Raw genomic sequence first — 20,478 nt, forward strand, 5'->3', positions numbered from 1 at the left:
GTTATCTGCGACGGACCTTCAGCACGCGGTAGCCCTTGCTGGTTGCAGCGCGGGAGACCGCGAAGTCGGCCGGCAGGGTGCCGTCGAGCCAGCGCTGCAGGGAGTCCGAGCCGAGGTTGCGCTGCACGACGAGCCAGGCATCCGAATCGGGTTCGAGCCGCGGAAGCCATGACTCGAGCATGTTGTGGAGCACGTTCTTACCGACTCGGATGGGCGGGTTCGAACGGATCGTCATGAACTCGACCCCCTCGGGAACATCTTCGGGTCGGCAGGCGTTGACATTGTCCAGGCCGAGAGTCCCGGCATTGCGGCGCACCAGGTCGAGGGCTCTCTCATTGACGTCGACGGCCCACACCGTCGCGTGGGGGGACTCCAGGGCGAGAGACAGCGCGATCGGCCCCCAACCGCAGCCCAGGTCGAGGAAATGGCCTCCGGGCGGCGGGGGAGGCGTGTGAGCGAGCAGGACCTGCGTGCCGGCGTCGACGCGCTCCGGGCTGAACACGCCATTGGCGGTCGTGAGGGTGTACGGCATGCCGAGCAGGGTGACCTGAATGGGCCTGAGCTGTAGTGCACTTGCCGGAGATGACGAAAAGTAGTGCTCGTCGGCCATGCAGAGAAACTTACCGAAAACCGGAAGGCTAGGGTTAACCCAATGACTGAACGTGAGGAACGAGACCGCGGATCCATGGATCCCGTCGACCGCGTGTTGGCTGCAGCCGACGCCCGGGCGGACAGTCGTGCCCTCTTCGGGGGCTCCGCGCTCGCACTACAGGGCCAGGCGGCGGCATCCGGGATCGATGGGGACCAGCTCGACCTCGAGGAGCGCCAGGCGCTGCGACGTGTCGGCGGACTCTCCACCGAGCTCGCCGACGTCACCGAGGTCGAGTACCGGCAGCTGCGGCTCGAGAACGTCGTGCTCATCGGCATCTACGCCCAGGGCGGCCTCGAGGACGCCGAGAACTCGTTGCGCGAGCTCGCCGCACTCTCCGAGACCGCCGGTGCCGTCGTGCTCGACGGGCTGCTCCAGCGCCGTACGCACCCCGACCCCAGCACTTTCCTCGGCAAGGGCAAGGCCCAGGAGCTTCGCGACGCGGTCGCGGCGCTCGGAGCGGACACCGTGGTCGCCGACACCGAGCTCGCCCCGAGCCAACGTCGTGCGCTGGAGGATGTCGTGGGGGTCAAGGTCATCGACCGCACGGCCGTCATCCTCGACATCTTCAGCCAGCACGCCAAGAGCCGCGAGGGCAAAGCCCAGGTCGAGCTCGCCCAGCTCGAATACCTCCTGCCGCGACTGCGCGGCTGGGGTGAATCGATGAGCCGTCAGGCCGGTGGCCAGGTGGGCTCCGGCGTCGGGATGGGCTCACGTGGCCCCGGTGAGACCAAGATCGAGCTCGATCGGCGCCGCATCCACACCCGGATGTCGCGCCTGCGCAAGCAGATCAAGGGCTTCGCGCCCGGCCGGGAGGCCAACCGGGCGAACCGCAGCCGCCACGCCGTGCCCTCGGTCGCCATCGCCGGCTACACGAACGCCGGGAAGTCGTCGCTGCTCAACCGGATCACGCGCGCGGGCGCCCTCGTCGAGAACGCACTCTTCGCGACGCTCGACACGGCCGTCCGGCGCACTGAGACCGCCGACGGCCGCTCATACACCCTCGTCGACACGGTCGGCTTCGTTCGCAACCTTCCGCACGAGCTCGTCGAGGCCTTCCGCTCGACGCTGGAGGAGGTCGAGAGGGCGGATGTCATCATCCACGTCTTGGATGCGAGCCATCCGGACCCGGCGAGCCAGTTGGCGACAGTGCGCGACGTCATCGGCGAGCTCGGTGCGCGGGACATCCCGGAGATCCTCGTGTTCAACAAGTCCGACCTCGTGGGCGACGACGACGTGCTGGCTCTTCGCGGTCTCGAGCCGGAGGCGGTCTTCGTCTCAGCGCGCACGGGAGCGGGCATCGACGAGTTGCTCGCGCGCATCTCCGACCTCATTCCGAGGCCCGACATCCGGGTGGAACTGCTCGTGCCCTATGAGCACGGCGAAGTCATCGCCGCACTGCATGAGCGCGGCACGGTCGTCTCTACGAGCTACGAGGAGACCGGGACCCGGATCGTCGCACTCGTGATGCCCGAACAGGCCGGGTCACTGCGCGACTACCAGGTCGTCCCCGCCTGACGAGCGCGGTAGGGCTCAGACCGAACGCAGCACCGCGACGACCTTGCCGAGAATCTCGGCATAGTCGCCCACGATGGGGGCGAACGCGGAGTTGCGCGGCAGGAGCCAGGTGTGTCCGTCTCGCTGCTGGAAGACCTTGACGGTGGCCTCATCGTCGAGCATCGCCGCGACGATCTCACCGTTCTCCGCATTCTTCTGCTGGCGAACGACGACCCAGTCGCCGTCGCAGATCGCGGCGTCGATCATGGATTCGCCGACGACCTTGAGCATGAACAGGTCACCCTTGCCGACGAGCTGACGCGGGAGAGGGAAGACCTCGTCCACCTGCTGCTCGGCGGTGATCGGGATGCCGGCGGCGATTCGCCCGACAAGGGGGACCATGGCGGCATCGCCGACCGGGATGGCCGTGTCGGTCGCGCCATCGCTGGTCGGAACCTCGATGAGCACCTCGAGCGCGCGCGTACGGTTCGGGTCGCGGCGCAGGTAGCCGCTCAGCTCGAGCTGGCCCAGCTGGTGCGTGACGCTCGAGAGCGAGGCGAGGCCCACGGCGTCGCCGATCTCGCGCATGCTCGGCGGATATCCGCGGGTTGCCACCGAGCGCTGGATGACCTCGAGGATCGCCAGCTGCTTCTCGCTCAGGCTCTTGCGGCGCCGGGTGCGGCTCGAGGCGAGGCCGAGCTCGACCGGGCCCTGTTCGACCGGGCCCTGCTCCACGGAGACCTGATCCGGTGAACTCGGTTGGGCGGTGTCGTCATCCATTCCGCGCCTGCCAATCTGTGCGTTCGGTCCCGACGATGAGAATGTCGGTGGTTGCTGATGGTCTTTCTCCTGACAATCGAAACTGTATCCCGGATGGGGCCTGAAGACAAACATCATTTCGAGTGTGTCGCGACACGACACGGTGAAATTCTCGAAGATCGGCTTGCTTTTCGCTTCATTCGAAGATAGGTTCGGAACATAGCTTCGTATCCGGCGCTCCCGGCCGAGCGCCGGATACGGAAGTTCTCAGGGAGGCCCGCGGGCGCCCGAGTACAGGGGAGGCACAGATGACCACCACCGCACTGAACTACGCCGGGGCGCCTCGTCGCTTGGGCTCCACTCGCTTGGGCTCCACTCGTCTGGCCTCCACTCGCCTGCGGATCACTCGACGCGGTCGTGCGGTGCTCGCGGTGCTCATCGTCGTCCCGCTCATCGCGATGGCGCTCGCCTTCGCACTGAACGGCGGGGCCGCAACGGCCAGCGCAGAACCGTCCACCACTGACTTCCAGTACGTCACGGTCGAACCGGGCCAGTCCCTGTGGCAGCTCGCCGAGTCGATCGCGCCCGGTGCCGATCCGCGTGATGTCATCTCCGATCTCGTGCGGCTCAACGGGCTCCAGGGCTCCGTGGTCCACCCCGGGGAGCGTCTCGCCATCCCGGCCGCCTACGCCGGGTAGATCGTCGTGAACCGGGGCCAGCCGGCTCCCTCCCGTAGCATGGCCGAGTGGCAGAACTGGATGACCTTCCCCTCCGCGACGACCTGAGAGGCCTCTCGCCCTATGGCGCGCCCCAGAAGCACGTCCGCATCCCGCTCAACGTCAACGAGAACTCTCACGGGATCCCCGAACCGGTCGCCCGCGATGTCGTGACCGCCCTCGCCGGTGCCGTGCTGCAGGCCAACCGCTATCCGGACCGCGAATTCACGGCGCTGCGCGAAGGCCTGGCCGACTACCTCGGGCACGGTCTCACGCGCGACAACACCTGGGCCGCGAACGGCTCCAACGAGATCCTGCAGCAGGTGCTGCAGGCCTTCGGAGGCCCGGGGCGCAGTGTGCTCGGTTTCCCGCCGACCTACTCGATGTATCCGATCCTCGCCCGCGGTACCGGCACCACCTGGGTCGCCGGGAAGCGGGATGCGGATTACGCGATCACGCCCGAGACGGCCGTTCGCGAAATCGTGGCCACGGAGCCCGACCTCGTCTTCTTCTGCTCGCCCAACAATCCGACCGGAACCCCGCTGGCGCTCGACACCATCGAGGCGGCCTACGACGCCGCGAGGGGGATCGTCGTCGTCGACGAGGCCTATGCAGAGTTCGCTCCACCCGACACCCCCTCCGCCCTGACCCTGCTTCCGGGGCGCGAACGCCTCATCGTCTCGCGCACCATGAGCAAGGCCTTCGCCTTCGCCGGCGTGCGGCTCGGCTATCTGGCTGCCGACCCTGCGGTCGCCGACGCGCTGCGCCTCGTGAGACTCCCGTACCACCTCTCCGCCCTGACCCAGGCGGCTGCGGTCGCCGCGCTCGGGCATGCGGATGAACTGCTCGCGACGGTCGCCGACATCGCCGCCCAGCGCGACCGCATGCTCGCGGAGCTCCCCAGGCTCGGCTTCCCCACCCGCGAGAGCTGGACCAACTTCGTGCTCTTCGGGGGAGTCGCCGACCCGGCCGCGCTGTTCGACGCCCTCCTGGAGCGGGACATCCTCATCCGCGACGTCGGCATCCCGAACCACCTGCGGGTCACCGCGGGTACCGAAGTCGAGACGAGCGCCTTTCTCGCGGCGATGGCCGAGCTCGCGGCTCAATAGACTGGGACCATGACCATGCACCGCACGGCCGAGCTTCGCCGCGAGACGAGCGAATCGAGTATCGAGCTCTCCCTCGACCTCGACGGCGCGGGTATCGCCGACATCGATACGACCGTCCCGTTCTTCGATCACCTGCTCACCGCGTTCTCGAAGCACTCGCTCATCGACCTCAGGGTGCACGCGCACGGTGACACGCACATCGACGTTCACCACACGGTCGAGGATGCCGGAATCGTCCTCGGGAAGGCGCTCGCGGCCGCCCTCGGCGACAAGGCGGGGATCTCCCGGTTCGGCGACGCCCTCGTGCCGCTCGACGAGGCGCTCGTGCAGGCCGTCGTCGATGTGTCCGGGCGTCCATACCTCGTGCACTCGGGGGAGCCCGCGGGCTTCGAGCACCACCTCATCGGCGGCCACTTCACCGGCTCGATGGTGCGGCACGTCTTCGAGGCGATCGCGTTCAATGCGGGCCTCACCGTGCACATCACGGTGCTCGGCGGCCGCGATCCGCACCACATCGCCGAAGCCGAGTTCAAGGCCTTCGCGCGTGCCCTTCGGCAGGCGATCTCCCCGGATGCCCGGGTGAGCGGCGTGCCCTCGACGAAGGGTGCCCTGTAACAGTGTTACGGCCATCCGTCGTCGTTCTCGACTACGGCAGCGGCAACGTCCACTCGGCGGCGAAGGCCCTCGAGGAGGTCGGCGCGCGGGTCGAGCTGACCGCCGACCGTGCCCGTGTCGCGGAGGCGGATGGCCTGGTCGTACCCGGGGTCGGCGCGTTCGCCGCCGTCATGGGCGCGCTCGAGGCGGTGCGCGGCCCCGAACTCATCGATCGCAGGCTCGCCGGCGGGCGACCGGTGCTCGGTATCTGCGTCGGCATGCAGGTCATGTTCGAACGCGGCATCGAACGCGGGGAGGACACCGAGGGGCTCGGGCAGTGGCCGGGCGTCGTCACGCGCCTCGAGTCGGAGATCCTGCCTCACATCGGCTGGAACCGGGTCGAGGCGCCGGAGGACTCCGCGCTGTTCGCGGGGCTTCAGAACGAGAGGTTCTACTTCGTCCACTCCAATGCCGCGCTCGACTGGGCGTTGCCGGATGACGCCACCCTCCTCGCCCCTCGCCTCACATGGTCGCAGCACGGTGGCCGGTTCCTCGCGGCCGTCGAGAACGGTCCGCTCTCGGCGACCCAGTTCCACCCCGAGAAGTCGGGGGCTGCAGGCCTGCGACTCCTGGCGAATTGGGTGACCGGCCTCAAAGGTGACTAGTATCTGAGACTTGCCCCCGCGCACGCGCGCGGTCCCACAGCAGAAATGACACCGATGAGTGACTTCAACAGGACACCGCAACTGGTTCTCCTTCCGGCGGTGGATGTCGCGGACGGCAAGGCCGTCAGGCTCACTCGGGGCGAGGCGGGCACCGAGAAGAGTTTCGGCGATCCCGTCGACGCGGCGAGCGACTGGATCGACCAGGGCGCGGAGTGGATCCACCTCGTCGACCTCGATGCGGCGTTCGGCCGCGGCAACAACCACGGCACGATCAAGCGGGTCATCAAGCAGGCGCGCGGGGCCAACATCGAACTCTCCGGCGGCATCCGCGACGATGAGAGCCTCGAGGCGGCGCTCGCGACCGGGGCGAAGCGCATCAACCTGGGCACGGCGGCGCTCGAGAACCCGGTGTGGACGGCGCACGTCATCGCCGAGTACGGCGAGGCGATCGCGGTGGGTCTGGACGTGCGCGGTACGACGCTCGCCGCCCGCGGCTGGACCAAGGACGGCGGTGACCTGTACGAGGTGCTCGATCGCCTCGAGGACGCCGGATGCGCTCGCTACGTCGTCACGGACGTCACGCTAGACGGCACCCTCCAGGGGCCGAATCTCGACCTGCTGCGCGAGGTGGCGAACCGAACCGAGAGGCCGGTCATCGCCTCGGGCGGCATCAGCAGCCTCGACGACATCGCAGCCCTGCGTGAGCTCGTCCCGCTCGGCCTCGAGGGCACGATCGTCGGCAAGGCGCTCTACACGAAGGCGTTCACGCTCGCCGAAGCGCTCGACGTCGCCTCGGACTAGCCGACGGATCCGCTGGCGCCGATGATCCAGACCGTTCGCCGATGACCGAGCCCGGGCCGCTGACCGACTCCGCGGGACAGCCGTGGGCCGGCCGACACTTCGAGCCCAATCCGAGCCCGGATGACGACGGCAGTGCGCCGCCCGCGCTGCTCGAGGCGATCGCCGGGTTCCGCTCCGGCGAAGCCGACGAGGTCGCCGTCGTCCAGGCATTCCGGGCATCCAGGCTGCTCATCCCTTTGCTCGCCAGGCTCGGCGAGGCAGGCGTCAACGCGGAGGGGAAGAAGATCGACAAGAGCCAGGAGCTCTCGATCGTCACGGTGGCCGGGCCGGACGGCCGCACGGTGCTCCCGGTGTTCAGCTCGGTCACCGCGATGAGCGCCTGGAATCCGGTCGCCCGCCCGGTGCCGGCGGTGGGGCCGCGGGTCGCGCTCGCCGCAGCGAGCGAAGGCACCGACCTCGTTGTGCTCGATCCGACCTCGGAGACCGAGTTCGCCATCCGGCGCCCCGCGCTCTGGGCGATCGCGCGGCAGCAGGAGTGGACTCCGAGCTTCCGGTCGGCCGAGGTCGCGGCGGAGTTCGCGGCGTCGGTCGTCGACGAGCCCTCGGTCAGGGGGCTCGTGCTCACCGCGGGCGATCCGGATGCCCGGCTGCGCGGCCCAGAGCTCCGGGTCGAACTCACGCTCATCCCCGGGCTCGAAGGAAGCCAGCTCGAGGACCTGTTGTCCCGGCTGTCTGCCCGGTGGGCGCAGAGCGAGCTCATCGCCGACCGCGTCGACTCGCTGGAGGTGGCTCTCCGGTCTAGTTGACCGGGCCGGTGTACTTCTCACCGGGGCCCTGCCCCGGCGCATCCGGGAACTGCGACGCCTCGCGGAACGCGAGCTGCACCGAGCGCAGCCCGTCGCGCAGCGGGCGCGCGTGGTGGTCGCCGATCTCCGGGGCGGCCGCCGTGACGAGGCCGGCGAGAGCCGTGATGAGCTTGCGGGCCTCGTCGAGGTCGATCTGGGCGTCCGGGTCGTCGGCGAGCCCGCACTTGACGGCGGCGGCGCTCAGCAGGTGCACGGCGACCGTGTTGATGAGTTCCACCGCGGGAACCTCGGCGATGTCCCGTGTTGCGTCATCGACCATCGGCTCGCCCATCGACCATTCCTCTGTTAGACTCGTGCGGGCTCCGGAGCAGTTTCGCTCCGAGCGCGAAAGTGGAGATTCTCCCACCCGCGACCGCATTCTCAAGGTTACCGGGTAGTAGGCGCCCCGCCGTCACGGTCACCCGTGGCGGTAGACCAGGGTGCCAGGTTGATGTCGTCGTGCGAAGGCGCGGCGCGCAACAGGTGACTTTCCCCTCTCGCCGCCGAACGGCATCCGTCGTCCGGTGGGCTGAACACCATGACAGAGGAGTTACCTATCAGCGATCCCCGTACGAATGACCGGATCCGTGTGCCCGAGGTCCGCCTCGTCGGCCCGAGCGGTGAGCAGGTCGGCGTCGTCAAGATCGAGGTCGCACTGCGGCTCGCACAGGAGGCAGACCTGGACCTGGTCGAGGTCGCCCCCAACTCGAAGCCGCCCGTCGCCAAGATCATGGACTACGGAAAGTTCAAGTACGAAGAGGCGCAGAAGGCCAAGGAGGCCAGGCGCAACCAGGCGAACACGATCCTCAAGGAGGTTCGGTTCCGCCTCAAGATCGACAAGCACGACTACGAGACGAAGCGCAAGCGCGCTGAAGGATTCCTGCAGGGCGGCGACAAGGTCAAGGCCATGATCCTGTTCCGTGGTCGTGAGCAGTCCCGCCCCGACCAGGGCGTACGGCTGCTCCAGAAGTTCGCCGAGGATGTCGCCGAGTTCGGCTCCGTCGAGTCGACCCCGACGATCGACGGCCGCAACATGGTCATGGTCATCGGCCCGCACAAGAACAAGGCCACTGCGAAGGCGGAGGCGGATGCCCGCCGGGCCGCCGCGAAGCCGGCCCGCTCCCGAAGCGAGGAGCCGGCCGCGCCGGCGCAGAACGAGAGCACAGCACAGGACGACAGCAAGGAAGAGGAAAAGGATGCCTAAGCAGAAGACCCACTCAGGGGCGAAGAAGCGATTCAAGATCACCGGCAGCGGCAAGCTCATGAAGCAGCAGGCCGGGATGCGCCACAACCTCGAGGTGAAGTCGGGTCAGCGCAAGCGCCGCCTGAACACGGACGAGCCGGTCGCCAAGGCCGATGTCAAGGCCATCAACAAGCTTCTCGGTCGCTAGAGACCACGACGACAAGGAAAACAGGAAATGGCAAGAGTAAAGCGGGCCGTCAACGCCCAGAAGAAGCGTCGCGTCGTCCTCGAGCGTGCATCCGGCTACCGCGGCCAGCGGTCGCGCCTCTATCGCAAGGCCAAGGAGCAGGTCACCCACTCGCTCGTCTACGCCTACCGTGACCGTCGTGCGCGCAAGGGTGACTTCCGCCGCCTGTGGATCCAGCGCATCAACGCTGCGGCCCGCGAGAACGGTCTCACCTACAACCGCCTCATCCAGGGTCTGAACCTGGCCGGCGTCGAGGTCGACCGTCGCATCCTCGCCGAGCTCGCCGTCAACGAGCCGGCGACGTTCGCGTCGATCGTGGCGACCGCGAAGGCCGCCCTGCCGAAGGACACGAGCGCGCCCAGGGACAAGTCTGCTGCGTAGACTTATGGCATGACCCACAATCCGCGCGCGCTGGAGCTGGGAGCGACGACACCGATGTGTCGGCGCCGCGACGCCAGCGCCGATGAAGCTGTGCTTCATCGGAGGAACGCGTGATCGACAATCCGCGTTCCCCGAGAATCCGGGCTGTCGCAAAGCTTCACAAGAGAGGAGCCCGGTCTGAGACCGGGCTTTTTCTCCTGGAGGGTCCGCAGGCCGTCGCCGAAGCGCTGACGTATCGTCCTGAACTCGTCGTCGAGCTCTACGCGACGCCGACTGCGCTCGAGCGCTACACCGACATCGGGCAGACCGCCGTCGATGCCGGTGTCGATGTCGAGTTCGTCACCGAGCAGGTCCTCGACACCATGGCCGACACCGTCACCCCGCAGGGGATCGTCGCGGTCTGCCATCAGTTCCCGATCTCGATCAGGGATCTCCTGAGGGCGTCGGGTCAGGATGGAGGCGGCCCTCGACTCGTGGCGATCCTCGAGGAGGTGCGCGACCCGGGAAACGCCGGCACGATCATCCGGGCCGCGGATGCCGCCGGCGCCGACGGGGTGATCCTGAGCGGTCGCAGCGTCGACCTGTACAACCCGAAGGTGGTGCGGGCGACGACCGGTTCACTGTTCCACCTGCCGATCGCCGTGGGCGTCGAGCTGGATGCCGTGCTCGAGCGGGCGAAGGCGATCGGTCTGCAGGTGCTCGCCGCCGACATCAAGGGCGACGATCTGCTCCAGGTGCGTCGTGACGGCATGCTCGCCCGCCCGACGGCGTGGTTGTTCGGCAACGAGGCGCGCGGGCTCTCCGACGAGCACCTGGCGGTCGCCGACCGCGTTGTGACGGTGCCGATCTACGGTCAGGCCGAGTCGATGAACCTGGCGACCGCGGCATCCGTCTGCCTCTACGAATCGGCTTTCGCACAGCGCGCAGACGGTGGTTGAGTGGTCCGAAAGCAGTATCGAAACCCGCTTTCGCACGGCTCGTCGTGTAAGCGCTTGTCACGTCTCGGTCACGACCGGCGGATGCGTTTGAGCCGCGGCCTCGGCGTATGAAAGTATGGGCACATGGAGCCCTCACAAAGTGGTGAACCCCTTGTCGTCATCGATCACGTCAACAAGCACTTCGGCGAGCTTCATGTCCTGAAGGACATCACGACCACAGTGGGTCGCGGCGAGGTCGTCGTGGTGATCGGTCCGAGCGGTTCCGGCAAGTCGACCCTGTGTCGCGCGATCAATCGCCTCGAGACGATCGACGACGGGACCATCACGATCGACGGTGTCGCGCTGCCCGAGGAGGGCAAGGGCCTCGCGAAGCTGCGCGCCGATGTCGGCATGGTGTTCCAGTCCTTCAACCTCTTCGCCCACAAAACCGTTCTCGAGAACGTGACCCTCGGCCCGCGCAAGGTTCGCGGGCAGTCGAAGGCCGTCGCCGACAAGCACGCCATGGAGCTTCTCGATCGCGTCGGGGTCGCCAACCAAGCGTCGAAGATGCCCTCACAGCTCTCCGGTGGCCAGCAGCAGCGCGTCGCCATCGCCCGCGTGCTCGCGATGGACCCCAAGCTCATCCTCCTCGACGAGCCGACTTCGGCGCTCGACCCCGAGATGATCTCCGAGGTCCTGGATGTCATGGTGCAGCTCGCGCACGACGGCATGACCATGGTCGTCGTGACGCACGAGATGGGCTTCGCCCGCAAGGCCGCGAATCGTGTGCTCTTCATGGCGGATGGCGAGATCGTCGAAGAGGCGAAACCCGAGCAGTTCTTCACCGACCCGCAGAGTTCGAGGGCGAAGGACTTCCTCTCGAAAATCCTCACTCACTGACCAGTGGGCGAGAAACACAGCAAGGAGAGAGACATGAGAATCAGAAAAAGTCTGATGATCACTGCCATCGCCGCCGCCAGCGTCCTCGGACTCGGTGCGTGTGCGGGTGGTGGCGGAACCACGCCGCCGGCAGCCGAGACACCCACGTTCGAGGCCGGTACCACGATGGCGAAGCTCGCGGACGCGGGGACCATCACGATCGGCACGAAGTTCGATCAGCCGCTCTTCGGCCTCAAGGGCCCGGACGGCAACCCGGTCGGGTTCGACGTCGAGATCGGCAAGATCATCGCGGCCGCGCTCGGCATCCCGGCCGACAAGATCAAGTGGGTGGAGACGGTCTCCGCGAACCGCGAGCCGTTCATCGAGAACGGCACGGTCGACATCGTCGTGGCCACCTACACGATCAATGACAAGCGCAAGGAAGTCATCTCCTTCGCCGGGCCGTACTACAACGCGGGCCAGGACATCCTCGTGCTCGCAGGCAACCCGGAGGGCATCACCGGACCGGAGGACCTTGCGGGCAAGGATGTCTGCAGCGTCGCCGGCTCCACTTCGGAGAAGAACATCGCCGAGTATGACGTGAACCTCATCACGACGGACACCTACTCCAACTGCCTGGAGCCCCTCCGCAGTGGCAAGGTCATCGCCGTGACGACGGACAACGTCATCCTGGCCGGCCTCGCCGACCAGAACGCGGGCGAGTTCGAGGTTCTGGGCAACCCGTTCACCGAGGAGCCCTACGGCATCGGTCTCGGCCACGATGATGACGCGTTCCGCGACTTCATCAACGACGTGTTGGAGAAGTCGTACGCCGACGGCAGCTGGAAGGCTGCCTGGGAGGCCACCGCTGGGAAGGTCCTGAAGACGCCGGAGCCGCCGGCCGTCGACCGCTACAGCAACTAGTTCGACCACGGATGCCGGTCCGCCACGCGCGGGCCGGCATCCGCCCGACAGCACGAGGAGGTGATGCGTGGACACGATCATCGGTGCCATTGCCGACGTCACTCCGGCCTACCTGGCCGGCTTCCTGATGACGTTGCAGCTCCTGCTGATCTCCGGCGTCGGCGCATTCGTGGTCGGCGTTCTCGTCGCGACCATGCGGATCTCCCCCGTGCCGTCCCTGCGGGTGTTCGCGACCGTCTACACCGAGGTGCTCCGCAACGTCCCGCTCCTGCTGGTTCTGATGTTCTGCGCCCTCATCCTGCCGATCCTCGGGTCAGACCTGGACTACTACCCGCTCGCACTCATCGGCCTCACGGCCTACACCTCGCCCTTCGTCGCCGAGGCGATCCGCTCGGGTTTCAACGGCGTCCCGGTCGGCCAGGCCGAGGCCGCCCGCAGCATCGGCATGGGCTTCGGCCAGACGGTCACCCTCGTCGTGCTCCCGCAGGCCGCCCGCATGGTGGTCCCACCGCTCATCAACGTTTTCATCGCGCTCACGAAGAACACGTCGGTCGCCGGCATCTTCTTCGTCAATGAACTCTTCAAGCAGACGAACGCGGGGACGAGGGACAACCCGGATGCGATCATCGTGGTTCTGCTCTATGCCGCGTTCCTCTACCTCTGCATCACCGTGCCCCTCGGGCTCATCGCCGGCGCCGTCGAGAAGAGGGTGGTGGTGATGAGATGAGCTTGAGTGTTCTCTACGATGCCCCGGGGCCCAAGACGCGGCGCCGTTCCATGATCGCGTCGATCTTCGGCATCATCGTGATCATCGCGTTCTTCTTCTGGATGTACCTCACGCTCGCGGCACCGCGCGTCAACGCGAATGGTGCAGCGCAACCGGGCATGTTCGACCCCTCGCGCTGGGACATCGTGGCGCGAGCAGACCTGTGGATGTCGTTCGGGAACGGCACGCTCGCCACACTCCAAATGGCGGCGGCTGCGGCAGTGATCGCCGTGGCGATCGGCATCCTGTTCTCCTTCGGTCGTACGGCGCGGTTCGCTTGGATACGCGCGGTCACCGGCGTCATCCTGGAGTTCGTTCGCGGCATTCCGGTGCTCCTCATGATCTTCTTCGTGTTCCTGGTGTTCTCGGCCGGGTCGTACTGGTCGGGAGTGTTCGGTCTCGCCCTCTACAACGGCGCGATCATCGGCGAGGCGCTGCGGGCCGGCGTGAAGTCACTGCCACGGGGTCAGCGTGAAGCGGGCCTGGCGGTAGGGCTCACGTCGCTCAAGACGTGGGTGCTCATCGAGTTCCCGCAGGCGTTCCGGCAGATGCTGCCGATCATCCTCGCGCAACTCGTCGTGCTGCTCAAGGACACCTCGCTGGCCTACATCGTGAGCTATCCGGAGCTGGCACGGACCATCAGCAACAACCGGAACTTCTTCGGCAGCCGGTACATGTTCACGCTGTTCGCGATCGGGCTCGTCATCTACCTCTGCCTCAACCTCGCGCTGTCGTGGTTCGCGAGGTTCGTCGCGCGGCGGAGCGGCCCGCGACTGGGCAGGGCGCTGCCCAATACGCCGAAGCAGCTCGGTGAAGAGGGCACCCGTGCGATCACCCTGCCCGCTCAGGGATACGGGCCACCCGATCCGCCCCACTAAACTTGGGTCTCGTGTCCGACCCCGCTGCAACTCCACACGCTGGCATCACCGAACCGGCCGTTGCCGAGGCGAGGGATGCCGCATTCGCGGCCATCGCCGCCGCTGCGAACCTGAGCGAGTTGAAGGCCGCGCGAACCCGCCACGCGGGGGAGGGCTCGCCGCTCGCACAGCTCAATGGAGAACTGCGCAACATCCCCGCCGAGCAGAGGGCCGCCGCCGGCAAACTCGTCGGTGAGACCCGGGCGAGGGTGACGAAGGCGTTCGAGGCCAGGGAGGCCGAACTCTCCGCGATCGAGGAGGCGGCGCAGCTCGCCGCGGAGACGGTCGACGTGACGGCGGTGTCCAGCCGGTGGACGCCGGGAGCGCGCCATCCGCTGAACCTGCTCATGGAGCAGATCGGCGACATCTTCGTCGGGATGGGGTGGGAGATCGCCGAGGGGCCGGAACTCGAGAACGAGTGGTTCAACTTCGACGCGCTCAACACCGATGCCGACCACCCGGCCCGCACGATGCAGGACACCTTCTTCGTCGAGCCGGAGGGCTCGAACCTCGTTCTGCGCAGCCAGACCTCGCCCGTGCAGATCCGCAGCCTCCTCGAGCGGGAGTTGCCCGTCTACGTCGTCGCGCCCGGCAAGGTGTTCCGCAAGGACGAGCTGGATGCCACCCACACCCCGGTCTTCCACCAGGTGGAGGGCATCGCGATCGACAAGGGTCTCACGATGGCTCACCTGCGGGGCACCCTCGAGCACTTCGCGCGCCTCATGTTCGGCGCCGAGGCGAAGATCCGCCTGCGCCCCAACTTCTTCCCCTTCACCGAGCCGAGCGCCGAGATGGATGTCTGGCAGCCGAACGCGAAGGGCGGTGCGCGCTGGATCGAGTGGGGCGGATGCGGCATGGTCAACCGCAACGTGCTGCGCGCCGCCGGCATCGACCCCGATGAGTACCAGGGCTTCGCCTTCGGCATGGGCATCGAGCGCACGCTCATGTTCCGCAACGAGTTGAAGGACATGCGCGACATGGTCGAGGGCGACATCCGCTTCTCCCAGCAGTTCGGGATGGTGGTCTGATGCGGGTCCCGGTCGGCTGGCTGCGCGAGTTCACCGACGTTCCGGTCGGCATCACCCCTCATGAGCTCCATGCCGCCCTCGTGCGCGTCGGGCTCGAGGAGGAGGACCTTCACACCTTCGAGATCGAGGGGCCGATCGTGGTCGGCCAGGTTCTCGAATTCGTCGACGAGCCGCAGAGCAACGGCAAGACGATCCGCTGGTGCCAGGTGCGGGTCTCGACGAGCTCGACCGGAGAAGGAAGCTCGACCGGAGAAGGAAGCTCGGCCGGAGGGGATGACGTGCGCGGCATCGTCTGCGGCGCCCACAACTTCCTCGTCGGGGACAAGGTCGTCGTGACCCTTCCCGGCGCCGTGCTGCCCGGGCCGTTCCCGATCGCCGCGCGCAAGACCTACGGACACGTCTCGGATGGCATGATCGCCTCCGCGCGCGAGCTGGGGCTCGGGGATGAGCACGACGGCATCCTGCGGCTCGCCGAGCTGGGGCTCGACCCCGAGGTCGGGACGGATGCCATCGCTCTGCTCGGTCTCGACGATTGGGCCGTCGAGGTCAATGTCACGCCCGACCGTGGCTATGCCCTGTCGATCCGAGGGATCGCGCGCGAGTACTCGCATGCGACGGGGGCGGAGTTCCGCGATCCTGCGCTGCACGTCTCTCCGGTCGAGCCCGTCGAGACCCCGGCCGGCGAAAATCCGGTACCTGTCACCCTCAACGACGAAACCCCCATCCGAGGCAACCAGGGCTGCACCCTCTTCGTCACCCGTGTCGTCCGCGGTGTCGACTCCACCCGCCACACGCCGGCCTGGATGATCTCGAGGCTCAAGCTCGCCGGCATCCGCTCGATCTCGCTTGTGGTCGACATCTCGAACTACGTCATGATCGAGCTGGGCCAGCCGCTCCACGCCTATGACCTCGACGCGATCCGCGGGGGCATCACCGTGCGCCGGGCCGTGAAGGGTGAGAAGATCACGACGCTCGACGACCAGGAGCGCACCCTCGACCCGGAGGACCTCCTCATCACCGACGATGAGGGCCCCATCGGGCTCGCGGGCGTGATGGGCGGCGCGAGGACCGAGAACGGCCCGTCGACCACCGACGTGCTCATCGAGGCAGCCAATTTCGATCCGATCTCCATCGCGCGCTCGGCTCGCCGTCACCGCCTGCCGAGTGAGGCATCCAAGCGTTTCGAGCGCGGTGTGGACCCGGAAGTGGCTGCCGCGGCGGCCACGCGTGCTGCCGTACTCCTCGTCGAACTAGCCGGCGGTTCGATGGACGCGCAGACCTGGCAGGTCGGCGAGATCGCCGATCGCGACCCCATCGCACTCCCTGCGGGTTACGTCAACGCGATCGTCGGTGCCGACTTCACCGAGACAGAGACCACCGACTCCCTCACCGCCATCGGCGCGACAGTCGAGACCACCACGGACGGCTACCGGGTGACCCCTCCGACCTGGCGCCCCGACCTGCGCGACCAGGCCGATCTCGCCGAGGAGGTCGCCCGCATCGTCGGGTACGACCGTATCCCCGCTGTACTGCCGACGGCCCCTCCCGGGCGCGGTCTCACCCGGGAACAGCAGCTGCGTCGCTCCGCGGCCCAGGTGCTCACGGCGAATGGCCTCACCGAGGTCATGGCCTACCCGTTCGTGTCAGCTGCCCAACTCGAGCAGTTCGGCGAGTCGGTTCCGGCCATCCGGCTCGCGAATCCGCTCGATGGAGTTGCGGACCGTCTGCGCACCTCCCTGCTGCCGGGGCTCGTCTCCGTCGCCCAGCGGAACCTCTCTCGCGGTCTCGTCGACCTCGCGCTCGTCGAGTTCGGCACGGTCTTCCTGCCTGACACGGCGATCGTCGCGAGCGGTACGGCCCTGCCCCCGGGCGATGCTCGACCCTCGGATGCCGTTCTCGCCGCACTGGACGGTTCGATCCCACGTCAGCCGCGCCGGGTCGCCGCCCTGTTCCTGGGCGACGCCATCCGCAAGCAGCCAGGTCAGCAGGCCGCGGCCGCCGGGCTCTCGGATGCCCTGGCCGCCGCTCATCAGGTCGCCCATGCGGTCGGCGCGTCGATCCGGGTCGAGGCTGCGGCCTACCGCGGGTTCCACCCCGGTCGCACCGCGGCCATCCTGGTGGGCGACGAGCAGGTGGGCATCGCCGGTGAAGTGCTTCCATCGCTCGCCGCCGAGCTCGACCTGCCCGGGCGCGTCGCCCTCGTGGAGCTGGATCTCGACCGACTCATGGAGCTTGCGCCCGAGGAGGTGGCCCCGCGGCCGATCGGCACGCTCCCGGCCGCGACCCAGGATCTCTCCCTCGTCGTCGCGGACACCGTGCCGGCCGGCGAGGTGCTCGCTGCGGTGATCGAGGGGGCGGGGGAGTTGCTGGAGCATGCCGAACTCGTCGACGATTACCGTGGCACCGGCCTCGAGCCGGGAACCAGATCGCTCACCTTCGCGCTGCGCTTCCGCGCGGCGGACCGGACACTGACGGCGGCGGAGGCCACCGAGGCCAAGATGGCCGGTGTCGCCTCCGCCGCCGCGAAGTGTGGAGCTACCCTGCGCGAGTAGCAACTGGTGCGCTAGTTCTTGCCGCCGAGGAGTCCACCGAGCAGTCCACCGAGCAGGTCTCCGCCGGCCCCGCTGGATCCGCCGCCCCCGAGGAGTCCGCCCAGGAGGTCACCGATACCGCCGCCGGATGGTGCCGTCTCCTTCTTCGAGGAGGTGGTCTCCTCGGTCTTGCCGCCGAAGAACTTGTTGGCGAGCCAGGCGAGGACGATGGGGGCGACGATCGGGAGGATCTTCGCGATGATGTCCTGACCGACGCCCTTCGTGCTCGATACGGCCTTGACGACGTCATCCGTCTTCGAGCCGAACACGTGGCTGACGATCTTCTCGCCGTCCTTCGTGTCGATGTTGTCGAGCGAGGTGCGGCTGCCGAGTTTTCCGTTGTGGGATGCGAGTGCCTTCGTGAGCGACTCCTCGCCCTTCGAGTCCTGGACGTTGGACGCCATTCCGCCCACGAGCGTGGGAAGGATCTGCGACACAGCTGACTCTGCATCCTCCGAGGAGATCCCGAGCTGCTTGGCGATATCGCCGATCGGAATCTGCTCGAGGAGGTCGTCGAATTGTGAAGACATTGAGTCCTGCTTTCCTGTCGGCACCCCTGACCTGGGCGCTCCGTGGGTTCAACCTTAACTCACCTCGTGTAACACCAGGTCATCGATTTCTCGTCAGCCGGATGCTCACGATAGAGTGGCCAGGTGGAATTCAACCGCAGGACAGTGCTCGGCGACGCTCGCCTTGAGACGTTCCGCGGTCGCCGCGCGCGCCGACTTTCGGCGACGCCGCAGCGCTGACCTGTCCAGCTGCCTCGCCGCGTCGCCGCCTCAACCCATCCGTTGCACGCTCCAGAGGATTGAGACATGTCCATAGCCGTAGCCGTCGCCGGTGCGAGCGGGTATGCCGGGGGAGAACTCCTCCGCCTGCTCGCCGCACACCCCGAGTTCGAGGTGCGCACCGTCACCGCGCACCAGAACGCGGGTCAGTCGCTGTCGAGCGTCCACCCGCACCTGCACTCCTATCGTGACCTCGTGCTGGCCGAGACCACCCGGGAAACCCTGGCCGGCCACGACGTGGTGTTCCTCGCGCTGCCGCACGGGCAGTCCGGAGCGATCACCGACGGGCTCGGCTCGGTCGGCCTCGTCGTCGACTGCGGCGCCGATCACCGTCTCACGGATGCCGCCGACTGGGCTTCCTTCTACGAAGGCGACTTCCACGAGCCGTGGACCTACGGGCTACCGGAGCTCGTGCTCGCCGGTGGCGGCACGCAGCGCGAGAGGCTCGTCGCCGCGAAGCGCATCGCCGTGCCCGGGTGCAACGTGACGGCCATCACCCTCGGGCTGGCCCCCGGCATCCGGGACCGCGTCGTCATGGCCGACGACCTCGTCGCGGTCCTCGCGGTCGGCACATCGGGCGCGGGCAAGAGTCTCAAGCCGGAGCTGCTCGCGAGCGAGATCGCCGGCTCGGCGAGCCCCTATGCCGTCGGGGGAGTGCACCGTCATACCCCGGAGATCCGGCAGAACCTCGCGGCGGCGGGCGGGCGCAACGTGAGCGTCTCGTTCACTCCGGTGCTCGTGCCGATGTCGCGCGGCATCCTCGCCACCTCGACGGCGCGACTGGCCCCCGGCATCCGGGCGGCCGAGGTGCGGGCGTCCTGGGAGGCCGCCTATGCCGACGAGGAGTTCGTGACGCTGCTGCCGGAGGGGCGTTTCCCGAAGACGGCGGATGTCGTGGGCGCCAACACCGCTCTCCTCGGTCTCGCGGTCGACGAGTCGGCCGGGCGGGTCGTGGTCGTCTCGGCGATCGACAACCTCGTGAAGGGCACCGCAGGGGCGGCGATCCAGTCCGCGAACATCGCGCTCGGCCTGCCGGAATCGCTCGGCCTCCCGGTGAATGGGGTCGCACCGTGAGCGTGACGGCGGCCGCCGGGTTCGACGCGGCCGGTGTCGCAGCCGGTCTCAAGGGCTCCGGCGGGCTCGACCTCGCCCTCGTCGTCAACCGGGGGCCGTTGACCTCGGCGGCTGCGGTGTTCACGAGCAACCGGTCGAAGGCGAACCCGATCCTCTGGTCCCAGCAGGTCATCGCCGACGGCGCGGTCAGTGCGATCGTGCTCAACTCGGGCGGGGCGAACTGCTTCACCGGTCCGCAGGGCTTCCAGACGACGCACGCGACGGCCGAGGCCGTCGCCGCGGCACTCGAGGTCTCGGCGGGCGATGTGCTCGTGTGCTCGACCGGGCTCATCGGAGAGCAGCTCGACCGCCCGAAGGTGCTGGCCGGTGTCGAGGCGGCTGCAGTCGCGCTCAGCGCGGAGGGCGGGACTGCTGCGGCTCGGGCGATCATGACGACGGATACGGTGGAGAAGACCGCGGTGCACACCGGCGCAGGCTGGACCATCGGCGGCATGGCCAAGGGGGCGGGCATGCTCGCCCCGGCGCTGGCGACCATGCTCGTCGTTCTCACGACGGATGCCGTGCTCGACGCCACCGAACTCGACACGGCGCTGCGCGAGGCCGTGCGCACCACTTTCGACCGGCTCGACTCCGACGGCTGCACGTCGACGAACGACCAGGTCACACTCCTGGCCTCTGGCGCATCCGGTATCCGCCCGGAGCCCGCGGACTTCCAGGAGGAGCTCTCCGCCGTCTGCGCCGACCTCGCCCGCCAACTCATGGCCGACGCCGAGGGGGCGAGCCACGAGATCACGATCGAGGTTCGCGGGGCGGCGAGCGAGGCCGACGCCGAGGATGTGGGGCGCTCGATCGCGCGCAGCAACCTGTTCAAGACGGCGGTCTTCGGCAACGATCCGAACTGGGGGAGAGTGCTCGCGGCGATCGGCACGACCGGCGCCGATTTCGACCCCTACCGGGTCGACGTGTCGATGAACGGCGTGCGCGTCTGCCACGCCGGGCAGCCGGATGCGCCGAGAGAGACCGTGGACCTCAGCCCTCGCGCGCTGCTTCTCGAACTCGAGCTCTTCGCGGGCGACGCTGCCGCGACCATCCTGACAAACGACCTCACCCACGACTACGTGCACGAGAACAGCGCGTACTCGAGTTGA

The 20,478-nt window shown here is 67.9% G+C and carries 23 protein-coding genes; 19 read left to right on the forward strand and 4 right to left on the reverse strand.

What is annotated here, in order from left to right:
* Nucleotide 1: 1 nt before the first annotated feature.
* Nucleotides 2–610 carry a class I SAM-dependent methyltransferase gene (locus ABD678_RS09440; protein WP_344756018.1) on the reverse strand — a complete coding sequence of 203 codons (609 nt, stop codon included), beginning with the start codon at nucleotides 608–610 and terminating at the stop codon, nucleotides 2–4.
* A 42-nt stretch (nucleotides 611–652) separates the two neighbouring features.
* Here ABD678_RS09440 and hflX point away from each other — a divergent pair, with 42 nt between their 5' ends.
* Entirely contained in the window at nucleotides 653–2,167 is a 1,515-nt protein-coding gene (gene hflX, locus ABD678_RS09445) for a GTPase HflX (RefSeq protein WP_344756020.1), read from the forward strand.
* 15 nt (nucleotides 2,168–2,182) lie between these two features.
* On the opposite strand, the gene lexA is transcribed toward hflX, so the two are convergent.
* Nucleotides 2,183–2,926 (reverse strand): transcriptional repressor LexA, encoded by a 744-nt coding sequence (lexA, locus tag ABD678_RS09450; RefSeq protein WP_344756022.1) that lies wholly within the window; start codon nucleotides 2,924–2,926, stop codon nucleotides 2,183–2,185.
* 287 nt (nucleotides 2,927–3,213) lie between these two features.
* Here lexA and ABD678_RS09455 point away from each other — a divergent pair, with 287 nt between their 5' ends.
* The 6 genes from ABD678_RS09455 to ABD678_RS09480 are packed head-to-tail and all read left to right on the forward strand — an operon-like array spanning nucleotide 3,214 to nucleotide 7,596.
* Nucleotides 3,214–3,603, forward strand: coding sequence for a LysM peptidoglycan-binding domain-containing protein (locus ABD678_RS09455; protein WP_344756024.1), 390 nt, complete (start codon nucleotides 3,214–3,216; stop codon nucleotides 3,601–3,603).
* Between the two features lie 47 nt (nucleotides 3,604–3,650).
* On the forward strand, nucleotides 3,651–4,730 hold the full coding sequence (locus ABD678_RS09460; RefSeq protein ID WP_344756026.1) for a histidinol-phosphate transaminase: 1,080 nt from the start codon (nucleotides 3,651–3,653) through the stop codon (nucleotides 4,728–4,730).
* Nucleotides 4,731–4,739: 9 nt separating this feature from the next.
* The gene (hisB, locus tag ABD678_RS09465; RefSeq protein ID WP_344756028.1) at nucleotides 4,740–5,345 is read left to right on the forward strand and encodes an imidazoleglycerol-phosphate dehydratase HisB; all 606 of its coding nucleotides are present in this window, start codon (nucleotides 4,740–4,742) and stop codon (nucleotides 5,343–5,345) included.
* Between the two features lie 2 nt (nucleotides 5,346–5,347).
* Nucleotides 5,348–5,989, forward strand: a complete 642-nt coding sequence (gene hisH / locus ABD678_RS09470) for an imidazole glycerol phosphate synthase subunit HisH (RefSeq protein ID WP_344756030.1) — start codon at nucleotides 5,348–5,350, stop codon at nucleotides 5,987–5,989.
* Between the two features lie 54 nt (nucleotides 5,990–6,043).
* Entirely contained in the window at nucleotides 6,044–6,790 is a 747-nt protein-coding gene (gene priA, locus ABD678_RS09475; protein WP_344756032.1) for a bifunctional 1-(5-phosphoribosyl)-5-((5-phosphoribosylamino)methylideneamino)imidazole-4-carboxamide isomerase/phosphoribosylanthranilate isomerase PriA, read from the forward strand.
* A 41-nt stretch (nucleotides 6,791–6,831) separates the two neighbouring features.
* The gene (locus tag ABD678_RS09480) at nucleotides 6,832–7,596 is read left to right on the forward strand and encodes an SseB family protein (RefSeq protein WP_344756034.1); all 765 of its coding nucleotides are present in this window, start codon (nucleotides 6,832–6,834) and stop codon (nucleotides 7,594–7,596) included.
* Here the strand turns inward: ABD678_RS09480 and ABD678_RS09485 are convergent.
* Entirely contained in the window at nucleotides 7,589–7,927 is a 339-nt protein-coding gene (locus ABD678_RS09485) for a DUF1844 domain-containing protein (protein WP_344756036.1), read from the reverse strand. The genes ABD678_RS09480 and ABD678_RS09485 overlap by 8 nt on opposite strands.
* A gap of 246 nt (nucleotides 7,928–8,173) precedes the next feature.
* Here ABD678_RS09485 and infC point away from each other — a divergent pair, with 246 nt between their 5' ends.
* The 10 genes from infC (at nucleotide 8,174) to pheT (ending at nucleotide 17,429) form a co-directional block, all read left to right on the forward strand.
* Entirely contained in the window at nucleotides 8,174–8,839 is a 666-nt protein-coding gene (infC, locus tag ABD678_RS09490) for a translation initiation factor IF-3 (protein WP_344756038.1), read from the forward strand.
* A complete protein-coding gene (rpmI, locus tag ABD678_RS09495; RefSeq protein ID WP_344756040.1) occupies nucleotides 8,832–9,026 on the forward strand; it encodes a 50S ribosomal protein L35 in 195 nt (64 codons plus the stop codon). The genes infC and rpmI overlap by 8 nt, the downstream gene beginning before the upstream one ends.
* Before the next feature lie 27 nt (nucleotides 9,027–9,053).
* Nucleotides 9,054–9,446: a 50S ribosomal protein L20 gene (rplT, locus tag ABD678_RS09500; protein ID WP_344756042.1), complete on the forward strand. Its 393-nt coding sequence runs from the start codon at nucleotides 9,054–9,056 to the stop codon at nucleotides 9,444–9,446.
* Between the two features lie 110 nt (nucleotides 9,447–9,556).
* The gene (locus tag ABD678_RS09505) at nucleotides 9,557–10,384 is read left to right on the forward strand and encodes a TrmH family RNA methyltransferase (RefSeq protein ID WP_344756044.1); all 828 of its coding nucleotides are present in this window, start codon (nucleotides 9,557–9,559) and stop codon (nucleotides 10,382–10,384) included.
* A gap of 123 nt (nucleotides 10,385–10,507) precedes the next feature.
* Nucleotides 10,508–11,263 (forward strand): amino acid ABC transporter ATP-binding protein, encoded by a 756-nt coding sequence (locus ABD678_RS09510; protein WP_344756046.1) that lies wholly within the window; start codon nucleotides 10,508–10,510, stop codon nucleotides 11,261–11,263.
* Between the two features lie 33 nt (nucleotides 11,264–11,296).
* Complete coding sequence (locus tag ABD678_RS09515) at nucleotides 11,297–12,166, forward strand: glutamate ABC transporter substrate-binding protein (RefSeq protein ID WP_344756048.1); 870 nt, start codon at nucleotides 11,297–11,299, stop codon at nucleotides 12,164–12,166.
* Nucleotides 12,167–12,245: 79 nt separating this feature from the next.
* A complete protein-coding gene (locus ABD678_RS09520) occupies nucleotides 12,246–12,893 on the forward strand; it encodes an amino acid ABC transporter permease (RefSeq protein ID WP_425561980.1) in 648 nt (215 codons plus the stop codon).
* Complete coding sequence (locus ABD678_RS09525) at nucleotides 12,890–13,810, forward strand: amino acid ABC transporter permease (RefSeq protein ID WP_344756052.1); 921 nt, start codon at nucleotides 12,890–12,892, stop codon at nucleotides 13,808–13,810. The genes ABD678_RS09520 and ABD678_RS09525 overlap by 4 nt, the downstream gene beginning before the upstream one ends.
* An 11-nt stretch (nucleotides 13,811–13,821) precedes the next feature.
* Nucleotides 13,822–14,877: a phenylalanine--tRNA ligase subunit alpha gene (pheS, locus tag ABD678_RS09530; RefSeq protein WP_344756054.1), complete on the forward strand. Its 1,056-nt coding sequence runs from the start codon at nucleotides 13,822–13,824 to the stop codon at nucleotides 14,875–14,877.
* On the forward strand, nucleotides 14,877–17,429 hold the full coding sequence (pheT, locus tag ABD678_RS09535) for a phenylalanine--tRNA ligase subunit beta (RefSeq protein WP_344756056.1): 2,553 nt from the start codon (nucleotides 14,877–14,879) through the stop codon (nucleotides 17,427–17,429). Before pheS ends, pheT begins: the two co-directional genes overlap by 1 nt.
* A gap of 11 nt (nucleotides 17,430–17,440) precedes the next feature.
* Here the strand turns inward: pheT and ABD678_RS09540 are convergent, their stop codons facing one another.
* Nucleotides 17,441–17,998 carry a DUF937 domain-containing protein gene (locus ABD678_RS09540; protein ID WP_344756058.1) on the reverse strand — a complete coding sequence of 186 codons (558 nt, stop codon included), beginning with the start codon at nucleotides 17,996–17,998 and terminating at the stop codon, nucleotides 17,441–17,443.
* Nucleotides 17,999–18,283: 285 nt separating this feature from the next.
* Here ABD678_RS09540 and argC point away from each other — a divergent pair, with 285 nt between their 5' ends.
* Both argC and argJ read left to right on the forward strand, forming a co-directional pair.
* Nucleotides 18,284–19,330, forward strand: a complete 1,047-nt coding sequence (argC, locus tag ABD678_RS09545) for an N-acetyl-gamma-glutamyl-phosphate reductase (RefSeq protein ID WP_344756060.1) — start codon at nucleotides 18,284–18,286, stop codon at nucleotides 19,328–19,330.
* On the forward strand, nucleotides 19,327–20,478 hold the full coding sequence (argJ, locus tag ABD678_RS09550) for a bifunctional glutamate N-acetyltransferase/amino-acid acetyltransferase ArgJ (protein ID WP_344756062.1): 1,152 nt from the start codon (nucleotides 19,327–19,329) through the stop codon (nucleotides 20,476–20,478). The genes argC and argJ overlap by 4 nt, the downstream gene beginning before the upstream one ends.

Origin of the sequence: Leifsonella bigeumensis, from assembly GCF_039537265.1 — a bacterium.
Classification (GTDB): Bacteria; Actinomycetota; Actinomycetes; order Actinomycetales; family Microbacteriaceae; genus Terrimesophilobacter; species Terrimesophilobacter bigeumensis.